General features: G+C 73.7%; 11 protein-coding genes. 6 read left to right on the plus strand and 5 right to left on the minus strand.

The window, feature by feature from the left end; all coding sequences use genetic code 11:
• Positions 1 to 191 precede the first annotated feature (191 nt).
• Positions 192 to 2,552, plus strand: coding sequence for a RelA/SpoT family protein (locus CPE01_RS02570; protein ID WP_222592858.1), 2,361 nt, complete (start codon positions 192 to 194; stop codon positions 2,550 to 2,552).
• On the opposite strand, the gene CPE01_RS02575 is transcribed toward CPE01_RS02570, so the two are convergent.
• The 3 genes from CPE01_RS02575 to CPE01_RS02585 form a co-directional block, all read right to left on the minus strand.
• The gene (locus CPE01_RS02575; RefSeq protein ID WP_146805078.1) at positions 2,518 to 3,144 is read right to left on the minus strand and encodes a type IV toxin-antitoxin system AbiEi family antitoxin; all 627 of its coding nucleotides are present in this window, start codon (positions 3,142 to 3,144) and stop codon (positions 2,518 to 2,520) included. The genes CPE01_RS02570 and CPE01_RS02575 overlap by 35 nt on opposite strands.
• Positions 3,145 to 3,208: 64 nt before the next feature.
• Positions 3,209 to 5,020 carry a DUF349 domain-containing protein gene (locus tag CPE01_RS02580; protein ID WP_146805079.1) on the minus strand — a complete coding sequence of 604 codons (1,812 nt, stop codon included), beginning with the start codon at positions 5,018 to 5,020 and terminating at the stop codon, positions 3,209 to 3,211.
• Positions 5,017 to 5,808, minus strand: a complete 792-nt coding sequence (locus CPE01_RS02585; RefSeq protein WP_146805080.1) for a peptidylprolyl isomerase — start codon at positions 5,806 to 5,808, stop codon at positions 5,017 to 5,019. The genes CPE01_RS02580 and CPE01_RS02585 overlap by 4 nt, the downstream gene beginning before the upstream one ends.
• Positions 5,809 to 6,021: 213 nt before the next feature.
• On the opposite strand from CPE01_RS02585, the gene CPE01_RS02590 reads away from it, so the two are divergent.
• The 4 genes from CPE01_RS02590 (at position 6,022) to aspS (ending at position 11,258) form a co-directional block, all read left to right on the plus strand.
• Positions 6,022 to 6,759, plus strand: coding sequence for an MBL fold metallo-hydrolase (locus CPE01_RS02590; RefSeq protein WP_146805081.1), 738 nt, complete (start codon positions 6,022 to 6,024; stop codon positions 6,757 to 6,759).
• 89 nt (positions 6,760 to 6,848) lie between these two features.
• Positions 6,849 to 8,219 (plus strand): histidine--tRNA ligase, encoded by a 1,371-nt coding sequence (hisS, locus tag CPE01_RS02595; RefSeq protein WP_146805082.1) that lies wholly within the window; start codon positions 6,849 to 6,851, stop codon positions 8,217 to 8,219.
• 94 nt (positions 8,220 to 8,313) lie between these two features.
• Positions 8,314 to 9,345 carry an Rv2578c family radical SAM protein gene (locus tag CPE01_RS02600; RefSeq protein WP_146805083.1) on the plus strand — a complete coding sequence of 344 codons (1,032 nt, stop codon included), beginning with the start codon at positions 8,314 to 8,316 and terminating at the stop codon, positions 9,343 to 9,345.
• A 128-nt stretch (positions 9,346 to 9,473) separates the two neighbouring features.
• Positions 9,474 to 11,258, plus strand: a complete 1,785-nt coding sequence (gene aspS / locus CPE01_RS02605; protein WP_146805084.1) for an aspartate--tRNA ligase — start codon at positions 9,474 to 9,476, stop codon at positions 11,256 to 11,258.
• A 105-nt stretch (positions 11,259 to 11,363) separates the two neighbouring features.
• On the opposite strand, the gene CPE01_RS02610 is transcribed toward aspS, so the two are convergent.
• On the minus strand, positions 11,364 to 11,717 hold the full coding sequence (locus CPE01_RS02610) for a hypothetical protein (protein WP_146805085.1): 354 nt from the start codon (positions 11,715 to 11,717) through the stop codon (positions 11,364 to 11,366).
• 30 nt (positions 11,718 to 11,747) lie between these two features.
• The gene (locus CPE01_RS02615; RefSeq protein ID WP_146805086.1) at positions 11,748 to 13,982 is read right to left on the minus strand and encodes an MMPL family transporter; all 2,235 of its coding nucleotides are present in this window, start codon (positions 13,980 to 13,982) and stop codon (positions 11,748 to 11,750) included.
• A 156-nt stretch (positions 13,983 to 14,138) separates the two neighbouring features.
• Here CPE01_RS02615 and CPE01_RS02620 point away from each other — a divergent pair, with 156 nt between their 5' ends.
• Positions 14,139 to 15,512, plus strand: coding sequence for a replication-associated recombination protein A (locus CPE01_RS02620; protein ID WP_146805087.1), 1,374 nt, complete (start codon positions 14,139 to 14,141; stop codon positions 15,510 to 15,512).
• Positions 15,513 to 15,702 lie beyond the last annotated feature (190 nt).

The raw sequence follows: 15,702 nt of genomic DNA on the forward strand, positions 1-15,702 counted from the left end.
GCCGTGTCGTCCGCTGACCCGGCGGCGTCGGGTCCGGCGACCGGACGACGGCCGCCGCAGGGGTGCGCGCCGTACGCCGACCGGTCCGCCGGACGGCAGCGCGCCGCCCGGCAGACGGCCCGCGTGCGAGTGGCTCCTGCGACGGTCGTAGACTCGTGCGATCCAGCGTGACCAGCACGGAGGGAGTCCGGGTGACCGAGGACCTCGCCGCGCCCACCGCAGGCGACCGCACGCCGGAGGCGTCAGCGGGTTCGTCGGCCGGGCAGGCGTCGGGTGCGTCCGGCGAGCAGAACGGCTCGTCGGCCTCGCGCGTGCGCGCCGCCCTGACGCGGTTCGGGGGCGCCCGAGGCCCCGCGTACCCCGCGCTCGAGCCCGTGCTCCAGGCCGCTCGCGCGAACCACCCCAAGGCCGACCTCACCACGGTCGAGCGCGCCTACGTCGTCGCCGAGCGCGCGCACCGGGGGCAGCTCCGCAAGAGCGGCGACCCGTACATCACGCACCCCGTTGCGGTCGCGACGATCCTCGCCGAGCTCGGCATGACGCCCTCGACGCTCGTGGCGGCGCTCCTGCACGACACGGTCGAGGACACCGAGTACTCGCTCGAGCAGCTGCGACGCGAGTTCGGGCCCGAGGTCGCGATGCTCGTCGACGGCGTCACGAAGCTCGACAAGGTCACCTACGGTGACGCGGCGCAGGCCGAGACCGTCCGCAAGATGGTCGTCGCGATGGCGCACGACATCCGCGTCCTGGTCATCAAGCTCGCGGACCGGCTGCACAACGCGCGCACGTGGAAGTTCGTCCCTGCCGCGTCGGCCGAGAAGAAGGCGCGCGAGACGCTCGAGATCTACGCCCCGCTCGCCCACCGGCTCGGCATGAACACCATCAAGTGGGAGCTCGAGGACCTGTCGTTCGCGACGCTCTACCCGAAGGTGTACGACGAGATCGTCCACCTCGTCGCCGAGCGTGCACCGGCGCGCGAGGAGTACCTCGCGGTCGTGCGCGACCAGGTGGGGGCGGACCTGCGGGCCGCGAAGATCAAGGCCACGGTCACGGGCCGGCCGAAGCACTACTACTCGATCTACCAGAAGATGATCGTGCGGGGCCGCGACTTCGCCGACATCTACGACCTCGTGGGCGTGCGTGTCCTGGTCGACACGGTCCGGGACTGCTACGCGGCGCTCGGTGCGCTGCACGCGCGGTGGAACCCGGTGCCGGGCCGGTTCAAGGACTACATCGCCATGCCCAAGTTCAACCTGTACCAGTCGCTGCACACGACGGTCATCGGGCCGGGCGGCAAGCCGGTCGAGATCCAGATCCGCACGCACGACATGCACCGGCGAGCGGAGTACGGCGTCGCGGCGCACTGGAAGTACAAGGAGAACGCCAAGAACGCGACCGACGACGCACCTGCGGGCGGCGACATGACGTGGTTGCGTCAGCTCGTCGACTGGCAGCGCGAGACGGCCGACCCGACGGAGTTCCTCGACTCGCTGCGCTTCGAGATCGCCGGCTCCGAGGTGTACGTGTTCACGCCCAAGGGCGACGTGATCGCCCTGCCGCAGGGCTCGACACCCGTGGACTTCGCGTACGCGGTGCACACCGAGGTCGGGCACCGCACGATGGGCGCGCGCGTGAACGGCCGTCTGGTGCCGCTCGACTCGACGCTCGAGAACGGTGACGTGGTCGACGTCTTCACGTCGAAGTCGGAGACCGCGGGTCCGAGCCGCGACTGGCTGGGTTTCGTCAAGAGCCCGCGCGCGCGCAACAAGATCCGCCAGTGGTTCTCCAAGGAGCGCCGCGAGGAGGCGATCGAGCACGGCAAGGACTCGATCGCCAAGGCGATGCGCAAGCAGAACCTGCCGATGCAGCGCCTGCTGTCGCACGAGTCGCTCGTCGCTCTCGCGACCGAGATGCGGTTCCCCGACGTCTCCGCGTTGTACGCGGCCGTCGGTGAGGGGCAGGCGTCTGCTGCGAACGTCGTGCAGCGGCTCGTGCAGTCGCTCGGCGGCGAGACGGGCGCCGAGGAGGACCTGGCCGAGACCGCACGTCCCGGCCCGACCGCGCGTCGCGTCCGCACGGGCGACCCGGGCGTGGTCGTGCGCGGCGTCGACGACGTCTGGGTCAAGCTGGCGAAGTGCTGCACACCCGTGCCCGGAGACGACATCGTCGGCTTCGTGACGCGCGGCGCGGGCGTGAGCGTGCACCGCAGCGACTGCATCAACGTCGAGCAGCTGCGCAACCAGCCCGAGCGCATGGTCGACGTCGAGTGGAGCCACACGTCGTCGTCGCTGTTCCTCGTGCAGATCCAGGTCGAGGCACTCGACCGGGCGCGCCTGCTCTCGGACGTCACGCGGGTCCTGTCGGACCACCACGTCAACATCCTCTCGGCGTCCGTCTCGACGTCACGCGACCGCGTCGCGATGTCGCGGTTCGTGTTCGAGATGGCCGAGCCGTCGCACCTGACCTCGGTGCTGGCGGCGGTGCGCAAGATCGAGGGCGTGTTCGACGTCTACCGCCTCACGGGGGCACGTCCCGACGACGCGCTGCGCTGACCTCGGGGACGCGGCCCGGCCGGCACGCCCGGTCGAGCGCCACGTCCAGGACCGTGTGCGCGCGTCTCACGTGCCGCCGGCCGGCGAGCGCGTCGAGCCGGCGCCGCACGACGCGCAGGTCGAGCCCGAGCGCCTCGAGCTCGACGAGCCGTGCGACGGCGTCCTGCGGCGCGAGCCACCGGGCCACGTCCTCGCCCGTCCGCTCGGGCGTCGTCACGGCCGTCCCTGCGACGAGCATGACGTCGGTGGGTCCGAGCGCCGCCTCGGCGCACGTGCGGTCCGGGCGTGGCGCCGGCCGCCGGACGCCGACCGGCACGAGCACGCACGCTCGGCTCGGTGGCCGTGCACCCGTGTGCACCCATGCGGCGCTGTCCCGGCCGAGCACGCCGTGCCGGGGGAGCGCCGGACCGAGCGCCCGGGCACGATCGCTCGGTCCGGGCGGTGCGGGGCCGGTCACCGCGACGACGTCGGTGACGGGCAGCAGCACGCCGTCGCGCAGCATGCCGGTCCACTCCGAGCTCAGGGTGTGCTCGCGACGGACCAGCCGGGGCAGGGCGAGCCCGGCAGGGAGCAGCGAAAGGGCGTCGGTCATCCGCTGAGGATGCCCGACGCCCTCTCGTCGTCGCTGGCGGCCTGTGGACGACCGCCGGTGCGCGTCAGCCGCGCGCGTCCTGCGCGGCCCGCTGCACCTGCTCGAGCCACGCGCGACGCGCGTCGAGGGCCGCCTGCGCCTCGGCGATCCGGCGCTCGTCCTTGGCGGCCTTGGCCCTCTCGAGGTCCTTCTCGAGCCCGACGATCGCCTGCTCGAGCTGCGCGGCCGCACCCTCGGCGCGCGCACGCGTCTCGGGGTTGGTGCGCGTCCACTGCTTCTGCTCGGCGTCGCGGATCGCGGTCTCGACCGCGCGCAGCCGGCCCTCGACGCGCTGGATGTCGCCGCGCGGGACCTTGCCCGCAGCCTCCCAGCGGTCCTGGATGCCACGGATCGCCTGCTTGGCGGCCGCGAGGTCGGTGACCGGGACGAGCGCCTCCGCCTCGACGAGCAGTGCCTCCTTGACCTGCAGGTTCGCCGCGAACTCGGCGTCCGTGGCCGCGTTCTGGGCGTCGCGGGCCGCGAAGAAGGCGTCCTGCGCGGCGCGGAACCGGGCCCACAGCGCGTCGTCGTCCGCGCGACTGGCACGCCCTGCGGCCTTCCACTGCGTCATGAGGTCGCGGAACGCGCCCGCCGTGGCGCCCCAGTCGGTGCTCGACTGCAGGCTCTCCGCCTCGGCGACGAGGCGCTCCTTGGCGGCCTTCGCCGCCGCGTTCGACTGCTCGAGCTCGGCGAAGAAGTGCCGGCGCTCACGGTCGAACGTGGTGCGGGCGTGGCTGAAGCGCTTCCAGAGCGACTCCTCCGTCGGCCGGTCGAGGCGCGGCCCGGTCCGCTGGGCGTCCTTCCACTGCTCGAGGAGCCCACGCAGCTGCTCGCCCGCAGGACGCCACTGGATGCGGCTCGGGTCCGTCTGAGCGATCTTCTCGGCCTGCTCGACGATGGCCGTGCGGGCCTGCACGGCAGCGGCACGCGCGGCCTGACGCTCGGCCTCGGCACGCGCCCGGCGCTCGGCCGCGACGCCCCGCAGCGCGTCGAGCCGCGCCCGCAGCGCGTCGAGGTCGCCGACGGCCGCCGGCTCGGCGGTCTCCTCGGTGAGCTTGGCGAGCGTCTGGTCGATCTCCTTGACCGACAGGTCGGTCGCGCTCAGGCGGGCCTCGAACACGGCGACCTTGGCCTGCAGGTCCAGGAAGCGCCGAACGTAGAAGGCCAGCGCCTCCTCGGCCGACGCACCGGGGTACTGGCCGACGACGCGCTCGCCCGCGGCCTCGCGGACCGAGACGGTGCCGTCGGCGTCGACCGAGCCGAACGTCGCGGCGTGCGCGGCCTCGGCGGCATCGACCGGCGGGGTCACGACGACCGGGGCTGCCACGGGGGCAGCGGGCGCGGCCGCTGCGGCTGGGGCCGCCGCCGCGACCGGCGGGCGCGGCACGGGCCGCGGGCCGGGCTTGATCGAGGCGGGGGTCGGCCGGGGACCGGGCTCAGCCGCGGCGTGCTCCTCGGCGGGTGCGTCCGACGAGGGCGCGTCGGGAGCCGCCTGGTCGGCGGCGGGCTCGGTGGCGTCGGCCTCGTCGGCCGCGGTGGGCTCAGCCGCGGCCGCGTCGTCGGCGGTGGGCTCAGCCGCGACCGTCTCGTCCGCAGGCTCAGCGGCGACCGCCTCGCCGTCGGCGGGCCGGGTCGCGACGGGCTCGTCCGCTGCCGCCGGCTCGGCCTCGGCGGAGGCCTCGGTCGGCGTGGCCTCGGTCGGGGTGGCCTCGTCGGTGACGTCCTGCGCCGTCGGCGCGGTCGCCTCGTCGGTGGCAGGTGCGCTCGCGTCGGGGGAGGTGGGCTCCGTCGCGCCGTCGGCGGCGAGCTCGGCCGACTGGTCCGGGGTCTGCGTCACTGGATCTTCACTCCCTCGATGATGACGTCGGACACGGGGGAGCCGTCGGACGACCCCTGTGCCGTGCCCGCGTCGGCGATGGCCTTGACGACGTCCAGACCGGACGTGACCTGGCCGAACACGGTGTATCCGCCCGCCTGGTCCGACGGGATCTTGCTGGTCTCGTACACGATGAAGAACTGGGAGCCCATCGAGCTGCCGTTGTTGGACTGGCGGGCCATCGCGATGGTGCCGGCGGGGTAGGTGTCGTCCGCGGGTGCGTTCTCGATGGGTCCCCACGAGTAGCCGGGGCCGCCCATGCCGGTTGCGTCGGGGTCGCCGCACTGCAGCACGTAGATGTTCTCGGTCGTGAGGCGGTGGCATGTCGTGCCGTCGAAGAAGCCGTTCTCGGCGAGCGTCACGAAGTTGGCGACGGCCTGCGGCGCGGCGGCGCCGTCGAGCGTGATCCCGAGTGCGCCGGCGTTGAGCGTGAGCTCACCGGTCCACTCGCGACCCTCCGCGAGCGCGGGGTCGGGGACCGCCTCGGAGTTCGTCGGCTCGGCAGCCGGCGTCTGCTCGGCCGCGGGCGCGGTGGCGTCCAGGGGCGCGCCGTCGGTGGCGTACGCGGCGGGCGTGTCGTCCGACGATCCGGCGACGACCGCGGCGACGATGCCGATCACGAGGACGAGGGCACCGACGACGGACCCGGCGACAACCCGTCGACGACGACGAAGGGCGGCCTCGGCCTGCCGCGCCTGCCACTTCTCCTGACGGCGGCGCTCGTACTCGCGCTCCCGTTTGTTGGACACCCGCACTCCTCGCGTGACTGTCTGTGCACCGTGCGGGACGCGATGCGTCGTCGCACTGTGGAACCTCGGACAGTCTAGGCAGCCGCACGACGTGCGCGATCCGCACACGGCCTGCTGGGATCACAACCCGGTCACGGTCTGCGCCGCGGTCCGGCCCGGGCGAGCAGTCCGTGCTGGCGCGAGCGGCCGCGCGGACGCCGATAGCCTGCGGGCGTGGACCTGCTGACGGTGATCTCCCCGGTGTTCGGCGCCCGCACGAGCGTGCTCGTCGCGGACGACGGGGCGTGCGTCGTCGTGGACGCGGGCGCGCTCGTCGCGGACGCCGTCGTGGGCCTCGTGCAGGAGCGCGGGCTGCGCCCGGCGGCGGTCCTGCTGACGCACGGCCACGCGGACCACACGTGGGGCGCGGGGGAGCTCGCGGAGCGCCTGCGCGTGCCCGTCCATGTCCACGCGCGCGACGCGTACCGCCTGGCGGACCCGTTCGGCACCCTCGGTCCGCTCGGCGGCGCGGCGCACGACCCGTCCGGTCCGCTCGCGCAGTCGCTCGTGGGTGTCGGCGCCGACCCGGCGTCGTACGTGGCTCCCGCCGACGTGCGGCGCTTCGGGACGTCCGGGTCCGACGAGGGTGCGGCCGAGCGCGACGAGGACGTGCCGCTCGAGCTCGGCGGGATCCGTGTCGTCGCCCGGCACGCGCCCGGGCACACGGAGGGGTCGACGCTCTACCTCGTCGGCGATGTCGTGCTCACCGGCGACGTGCTGTTCGCGGGCACGATCGGCCGCACGGACCTGCCCGGAGGCGACTCCCAGGTGATGGCGCGGACGTTGCGTGAGGTCGTCGCGCGGCTGGACCCCTCGACGCAGGTGGTCCCCGGGCACGGCCCGACGAGCGTGGTCCGGCACGAGCTCACGACGAACCCGTTCCTGGTAGGTCTGTCCGGCGCCGACCGCTGACGGGGCCGCGCGGGGCCGGGCCTGCGGGCCGGGCCGGTCGCTGAGACATCCCGACGAGCGCGGCCTCGTCGTCTGGGAAGATCGTTGCCATGGCGCGACCGACACCCCTGTCCGGATTCCCCGAGTGGCTCCCCGAGGGCCGCATCGTCGAGCAGCACGTCCTGGACGTGCTGCGCCGCACGTTCGAGCTGCACGGCTTCGCCGGGATCGAGACACGGGCGGTCGAGCCGCTCGACCAGCTGCTGCGCAAGGGGGAGACGTCCAAGGAGGTCTACGTGCTGCGCCGGCTGCAGGAGGACCCCGACGCGGGCCCCGAGCGTGCGGGCCAGCTCGGGCTGCACTTCGACCTGACCGTGCCGTTCGCGCGGTACGTCCTGGAGAACGCCGGTCACCTGGCGTTCCCGTTCCGCCGCTACCAGATCCAGAAGGTGTGGCGCGGCGAGCGACCCCAGGACGGGCGCTTCCGCGAGTTCGTGCAGGCGGACATCGACGTCGTCGGCGCGGGCGACCTTCCGTACCACTACGAGGTCGAGCTGCCGCTCGTCATGGCCGAGGCGCTGACCGCGCTGCAGGAGATCGGGCTGCCGCCTGTGCGGATCCTGGTGAACAACCGCAAGGTCGCCGAGGGCTTCTACCGGGGCCTGGGCCTGACCGACGTCGAGGCGGTGCTGCGCAGCATCGACAAGCTCGACAAGATCGGCCCGGACGCGGTCGCCGAGCTCGTCGTCGCCGAGGCGGGCGCGACGCCCGAACAGGCCCAGGCGTGCCTGCGCCTCGCGGCGATCAGCGGCACCGACGAGGACGTCGTCGACCGCGTGCTCGAGCTCGCGGTCGAGGTCGGGGCGCGGCACGAGCTGCTCGACGAGGGGCTCGGCGAGCTCGGCCAGCTCGTGCGCGCGGCGCAGGACCGTGCGCCGGGCGTCGTCGTCGCGGACCTCAAGATCGCGCGCGGCCTGGACTACTACACCGGCTCGGTCTACGAGACGGTCCTCGTCGGGCACGAGCAGCTCGGCTCGATCTGCTCGGGCGGTCGGTACGACACGCTCGCCTCCGACGGTGCGACCAGCTACCCCGGCGTTGGGCTGTCGATCGGCGTCTCGCGGCTCGTCTCGCGCCTGCTGGGCGCCGGTCTGGTGCGCGCGACCCGCGCGGTGCCGTCGGCGGTGCTGGTCGCGGTCTCGTCCGAGGAGGACCGGCACCGCTCCGACGCGGTGGCGACCGCGCTGCGGGCCCGCGGCATCCCCGTCGAGGTCGCGCCGTCGGCTGCGAAGTTCGGCAAGCAGATCCGTCACGCGGACCGGCGGGGCATCCCGTTCGTCTGGTTCCTGGGCCCGGCGGAGGCCGGAGGCACCGCCGACGAGGTCAAGGACATCCGGTCCGGCGCGCAGGAGCCGGCCGACGCCGCGACGTGGACGCCCCCGGCCGAGGACCTGTTCCCGCGCGTGGTCGCGGTCGGCTAGCCAGCCGCGGCGCGGCGCCACCGGTCGCGCGCGACGGAGCACGGCTCCGCTCGTCGCGCTTGCGCACCGTGCGTACACGTGTTCGAATCGAGCCGTGCGGTGGGACGGGCAGAAGATCGAGGCCGACGAGGATGCGCTGCCGGGGCTGGAGCTCCCGGGGCTCGTGCGCACGGTGCGGACGCCCGACTTCGCCGGCGTGACGTTCCACGAGGTGCGGGCGCGCTCGGCGCTCTCGCGCGTGCCCGATGCGTCCCAGGTCCCGTTCCGCTGGACGGTCAACCCGATGCGCGGCTGCCTGCACCGGTGCGTGTACTGCTTCGCGCGCGGCACGCACCGCTACCTCGAGCTCGACGCGGGCCGGGACTTCGACACGCAGATCGTCGTGAAGACCAACGTCGCGCAGGTGCTGCGCCAGGAGCTCGCGCGGCCCTCGTGGGGGCGTGAGCACGTCGCGCTCGGCACCAACACCGACCCCTACCAGCGGGCCGAGGGTCGCTACCGGCTCATGCCCGAGGTGATCGGCGCGCTCGCCGGCTCGGGGACCCCGCTGTCCATCCTGACCAAGGGCACGCTGCTGCGCCGCGACCTGCCGCTGCTCGAGGACGCCGCGCGCGAGGTCCCCGTCTCTCTCGCCGTCTCGATCGCGGTGCTGGACGACGAGCTGCAGCAGAGCCTCGAGCCGGGGACGCCCACGGCGCGTGCGCGGCTCGACCTGGTGCGCGCGATCCGCGACGCCGGGTTGCCGGTGCACGTCATGGTCGCGCCGGTCCTGCCGTGGCTCACCGACTCAACCGACCACCTCGACCGGCTGTTCGCCGCACTCGCCGACGCAGGCGCGCAGCGTGCCACGGTCCTGCCGCTGCACCTGCGGCCCGGGGCGCGCGAGTGGTTCCTCGCGTGGCTCACGCGTGAGCGCCCGGACCTGGTCGCGGGGTACCAGCGGGTGTACGGGCGCGGCTCGTACGCGCACGCCGAGTACCGGGCGTGGCTGGCCGCGCGCGCGGCGCCTCTGCTGTCGCGTCACGGTCTGGACCGCCGCAGGCGGGACGACGAGGACCTCCGGTGGGGGCGCGCGACGGCCGACGCGCACCCGGTGGCGGCCGAGGTCCAGCCGAGCCTGTTCTGAGGCGGTGCGGCGCCGGAGCGTGCGGGATGCCCGGTGCGGCGCGGAATGAGGTCAGGCGTCCCGACGTCGCGCAACTATGATCGTCACGGCGCCCGTCCGGGCGTGATCCCCGACCTGAAGGACCTTCCGTGCTGCGCACCCACACCGCCGGCTCGCTGCGGGCCGAGCACATCGGCACCACCGTCACCCTCACGGGCTGGGTGGACCGCCGGCGCGATCACGGCGGCGTCGCGTTCGTGGACCTGCGTGACGCGTCGGGCATCGCCCAGGTCGTCATCCGGGACGAGGCTGTCGCGCACGGGCTGCGCGCGGAGTTCGTGCTGCAGGTGACCGGCGAGGTCGGGCGCCGGCCTGAGGGCAACGAGAACGCGAACCTCGTGACGGGCGAGGTCGAGGTGGTCGCGACCGACGTGGTCGTCCTGAACGAGTCCGCGCCCCTGCCGTTCCAGGTCTCGTCGTCGCTCGACGAGCAGGTCGGCGAGGAGGCGCGCCTGCGCTATCGCTACCTCGACCTGCGCCGGCCCGCTCCCGCGCGCGCGATCAAGCTGCGCTCCCGGGTGAGCCAGGCCGCACGCGCCGTCCTCGACGCGCACGACTTCGTCGAGGTCGAGACGCCGACCCTGACGCGTTCCACGCCCGAGGGCGCTCGCGACTTCCTCGTGCCCGCGCGCCTGTCGCCGGGCAGCTGGTACGCGCTGCCGCAGTCGCCGCAGCTGTTCAAGCAGCTGCTCATGGTCGCCGGCCTCGAGCGGTACTACCAGATCGCGCGCTGTTACCGCGACGAGGACTTCCGCGCCGACCGGCAGCCCGAGTTCACCCAGCTCGACGTCGAGATGAGCTTCGTCGAGCAGGACGACGTCATCGCGATCGCCGAGGAGGTGCTCGTCGCGCTGTGGCGCCTGATCGACGTCGAGATCCCGACGCCGATCAACCGCATGACGTACGCCGAGGCCATGGAGAAGTACGGGACGGACAAGCCCGACCTGCGCTTCGGTCTCGAGCTCGTGGACCTCACCGCGTACTTCGCGAGCACGCCGTTCCGCGTGTTCCAGGCGCCGTACGTCGGCGCGGTCGTGCAGCCGGGTGGTGCGAGCACGCCGCGGCGCGGGTTCGACGCGTGGCAGGAGTGGGCCAAGCAGCGCGGTGCCAAGGGCCTCGCGTACGTGACGGTGGGCGAGGACGGCGAGCTCGGCGGCCCGGTCGCCAAGAACATCACGGACGACGAGCGCGCGGGCCTCGCCGCCGCGACGGGCGCGCAGCCGGGCGACGCGATCTTCTTCGCCGCCGGCAAGCAGTCGGAGGCTCGCGCCCTGCTCGGTGCCGCGCGGCTCGAGATCGGCCGCCGCGGTGGCCTGATCGACGAGGACGCCTGGTCGTTCGTGTGGGTCGTCGACGCGCCGCTGTTCAAGCCCACGGGTGAGGACGACGACGTGGCCGTCGGCGAGGGTGCCTGGACCGCGGTGCACCACGCGTTCACGTCGCCGACCCCGGAGTGGATCGACCGCTTCGAGGAGAACCCGGGCGAGGCCCTCGCGTACGCGTACGACATCGTCTGCAACGGCAACGAGATCGGTGGCGGCTCGATCCGTATCCACCGCCGCGACGTGCAGCAGCGCGTCTTCGAGGTCATGGGCATCGGCCCCGAGGAGGCGCAGGAGAAGTTCGGCTTCCTGCTCGACGCGTTCCAGTTCGGTGCTCCGCCGCACGGCGGCATCGCGTTCGGCTGGGACCGCATCGTCGCGCTCCTGACGCGCTCGGAGTCGATCCGCGAGGTCATCGCCTTCCCGAAGTCGGGTGGCGGCTACGACCCGCTCACGCAGGCGCCCGCGCCCATCACCGCCGCGCAGCGGCGCGAGGCCGGTGTCGACGCGAAGCCGAAGGAGACCAAGCAGGTCGCCGAGGCGACCGCCTGACGGGTGCCGGTCGCGAGGTGGTGAGCCGCGCAGGCGGCTCACCACCTCGTCGGCCCGCGTTGCGAGCCGCCCAGCACGTCCAGGGCCGTTCGCGATCGAGCTCGCTCACCACCTGGTCGGCGGCGGATCAGCGTCGTCGGCGAACGAGGCGTGCGTGCGCAGCTCGTCGATCACCGGCGGTGCCGGTGGCGCCGGCCGACGCGACGCGTGCAGCGCCTGACGCACGGTCCACCGCAGCGCCAGGATGATCCCGGGAAACGCGAGCACGGCGAAGAAGAACGAGAGTGCGTCGTCCTTGTCGCGTCGTGCGACGGCGTGGACGAGGTAGGAGACGTACGCGAGGAGCACGCAGAGCAGCACGACCGAGCCCGCGACCCAGGCGGCGACCTCGGCCTGGCTGCCCCGCCGCGGTGGGAGCGGGTCCGGCCCAGGTCCGTGGGCCGGCTCTGGCTCAGACATGTGCCTACCTCTCGTCGGGGGACGACGTGCTCAGTGGGCGACGCCGAGTCGCGCGTGCAGCCGCTTCGCCCAGCGGGGCGCCCACCAGTTCGCGCGTCCCAGGACGGTCATGGTCGCGGGGACCAGCAGGAGCCGCACGATCGTCGCGTCGATGAGGACCGCGACGGCGAGCGCGAAGCCGACCTCCTTGATCACCAGCAGCTCGCCGGCGACGAAGCCTCCGAAGACGATGATGAGGATCGCCGCGGCGGACGTGATGATGCGCCCCGACCGCTGCAGGCCGAGCCGGATCGCCTCGAGCGTGGGATGGCCGTCGTCGTGCAGCTCCTTGATGCGCGACAGCAGGAACACCTCGTAGTCCATCGCGAGGCCGAACCCGAAGGCGACCACGAGCGCGAGGACGTACGTCTCGATGCCGCCGGTGGAGACGAACCCGAGCAGGTCCTCGAGGTGGCCGTCCTGGAACGCGAGCACCAGGACGCCGAGCGAGGCGGCGAGCGACAGCAGGTTCGTCAGGAGCGCCTTGACCGGCAGGACGAACGAGCCCGTCATCGCGAACAGCAGCACGAGGGTCGCGAGCGCGACGATGGTGGCCGCGAGCGGTGCCCCCTGCTGGAGCGCGCCGACGAAGTCGATCTGGAACGCGGCCTGACCCGTCACCCACGTCGGGAAGTCCGGGTCGAGCGCGCGGATCTGCTCGACGACGTCGCGGGCGACCGGTCCGCCGCCGTCGGGGGTGTCCGGCCGGACGCCGATCACGACGTACGCGTCGGCCGCCGTCGGCGCGTCGACCGCGGCGACACCGTCGAGCGACTCGAGCGCGGTGGCCCAGGCCCTGCCCTCGTCGAGCGAGGTCTCGGCGACCACGGTCACCGCGGGTGAGGTGGCGGCCGGGTACTCGCGCGCGAGCGTCTCGACGAACTGGCGCTGCGTGCTGCCGGGCGGCAGGAGACCGGTGGTCGAGCTGCGGAGCTCGAGGTGCGCGAGGGGGAGCGCCAGCAGCGCGAGCAGGGCGACCGATCCCGTGAGGAACCACCACGGGCGCCGCTGCACGCGTCCCGCGAGCCGCGAGAACGCACCCTCGGGGGACTGGGTGTCCATCGTGCGGGCGAGCACGGAGCGGACGCCCGGGATGCGCGAGAGCAGCCCGGGCCGCAGGAGCCGACGCCCCGTCAGGGTCAGGAGGGCGGGGACGAGCGTGAGCGCGGTGGCGACCGCGATGAGGATGACCGCGCACCCGGCCGCACCGATGGCCCGCAGGATCTGCGGGCTGAACACCAGGAGCGAGGCGACCGCGATCGCGACCGTCACGGCCGAGAACGCCACCGTGCGTCCGGCGGTCGCCATGGTCCGCTCGACGGCGGCGGCGACCGCGCCGTCGCCACGTCGGCGTCGTGCGGCTCGACCACCGTCGTCGTCGACGAGGTGGTGCAGCTCCTCGCGGAACCGCGACACCATCAGCAGGCCGTAGTCGATGGACAGCCCGAGCCCGAGCACGGTGACGACGTTGATGACCGACGAGTCGACGTCCAGGAGGTAGCTCAGGCCCAGCACCGTCGCCAGGCCGCCGGCGATCGAGGCCAGTGCTCCGGCCATCGGCATCGCGGCGGCCAGGAAGCCGCCGAACACCAGCACCATCGCGACCAGGGCGATCGGGAGCGTCAGGCCCTCGCCGGTGCGCAGGTCCTTCTTCACCTGGGAGGTGATCTCGTCGACGATGAGGCTGGTCCCGCCGACGATGCCCGTGACGTCGGGGGCGACGTCCCGCAGGTCGTCGGGCACGGTGCCGAGCCGTTGCGCGACCGCGCCGATCGCCGTGCCGCGCGCAGACGGGCTCAGGCTCGGGTCGAGGTCGACCACGACGAGGAAGCCGTCACCGCTCGCGGCCACCAACGGGGCCGCGGCCGGGTTGGCGACCCCGTCCGGGAGCGCGAGCGGGTCGATCACCGAGGCCACCCCGGGGATCGCGCCGAGCTCCTGTCGAGCCTCGGTCAGCGCGCCGGCGACGGCGGCATCGGCGGGGTCCAGACCCGACAGGACGAGCGTGACCGAGGCTCCTGCGTCCTGCGCCTGCGCGAGCAGGTTGCGCCCGTCGACGCTCTCCGACCCCGGCACCGACGGCTCGCTCGTCGAGACCCGCTCGAACACGGACTCGCCGTGCAGCCCGAGCCCGGCGAGCACGTAGCACAGGACGGCGAGCACCGCCCACACGGCGATGATGGTGCGGGGGCGATGCGCGACGATGCGGCCGAGTCGGGCGAACACCGGGTCATCGTCGCAGGTCCGCCGCGGCCGCGTGAGCCGGACGCGCGGTCCTGTGGACGCCCGGGACCCTCCCGCCGGGGGCTGGGGACGGTCCGGGAGGCTGCCGCGCAGGACCCGGGGACCGAGCACGTGGGCGCCGCGACGTACGCTGCGCGCATGGACCTGTTCGACGCGATGACGTCGACGACCGCGGGAGTCCCCGCGCCGACGGCGGGCGCGCCGCTCGCCGTGCGGATGCGACCGCGCTCGCTCGACGAGGTGGCCGGCCAGGGGCACCTGCTGGTCCCCGGGTCACCGCTGCGTCGCCTGGTCGAGCCCGCGGGCGACTCCGAGCGGCGCGCCGCCCCGTCGTCGGTCGTGCTGTGGGGGCCGCCGGGAACGGGCAAGACGACGCTGGCCTATCTCGTCGCGTCGTCGTCCGGCCGCCGGTTCGTCGAGCTCTCCGCGGTCACCGCGGGGGTCAAGGACGTCCGTCAGGTCGTCGACGACGCGCGTCGGCGCCTCGTCACGGGCGGCGGCGAGACCGTGCTGTTCATCGACGAGGTGCACCGCTTCACCAAGGCTCAGCAGGACGCGCTGCTGCCGTCCGTGGAGAACCGGTGGGTCACGCTCGTCGCGGCGACGACCGAGAACCCGTCGTTCTCGGTGAACTCACCGCTGCTGTCGCGCTCGTTGCTGCTGACGCTGCAGCCCCTCGACGTCGAGGACGTGCGCGGCGTCGTGCGGCGCGCGGTCGCCGACGAGCGAGGGCTGGGCGGGACGGTCGAGCTCGCGCAGGACGCCGAGGACCACCTGCTGCGTCTCGCGGGCGGCGACGCGCGCAAGGCCTTGACGATCCTCGAGGCCGCGGCGGGCGCCGCGCTCGCCGACGGCACGGCCGACGCCGAGCAGCCCGCGGTGGTGGACCTGCCGACCGTCGAGCGCGCGATCGACGTCGCCGCCGTCCGGTACGACCGCGACGGCGACCAGCACTACGACGTGATCAGCGCGTTCATCAAGTCCGTGCGCGGCTCCGACGTGGACGCGGCCCTGCACTACCTCGCGCGCATGATCGCGGCGGGGGAGGACCCGCGGTTCATCGCGCGGCGCATCGTGATCTCCGCGGCCGAGGACGTCGGCATGGCGGATCCCAGCGCGCTGCAGACCGCGGTCGCGGCCGCCCAGGCGGTCCAGCTCATCGGGATGCCGGAGGCGCGGATCGTCCTCGCCGAGGCCGTCGTGCACCTGGCGACCGCACCCAAGTCCAACGCGGCGTACGTCGGGGTCGACCGCGCGCTCGCCGACGTGCGCGCGGGCAGGATCGGCGCGGTCCCGCCGCACCTGCGCGACGCGCACTACCCCGGGGCCCAGCAGCACGGTCACGGCAAGGGCTACGTGTACGCGCACGACGAGCCGCACGCCGTGGCCGCGCAGCAGTACCTGCCCGACGAGCTCGTGGGCACGCGGTACTACGAGCCGTCGGACCGTGGCTTCGAGCGGCAGGTCACCGAGCGGCTCGACCGGATCCGGCAGATCCTCGGGACCGACTGACCGCCGAGCCGGCGGGCCGTCGGGCGACCGGGCCCGCGTCACACCGCGGGGATTCGGCCCCCGGGTGCCTCAGCGGGTAGAGTCGTCAGGTCGTGCGCGCCACCACCACGCGGTGGAGGGCTCGCATCGACCACCTGGGGCCCTAGCCAGGACCGCTCCGCTCCGCTCGTCGGACGAGGACCGGTCCCTC

The organism is Cellulomonas persica, from assembly GCF_007989825.1.
GTDB lineage: Bacteria > Actinomycetota > Actinomycetes > Actinomycetales > Cellulomonadaceae > Cellulomonas > Cellulomonas persica.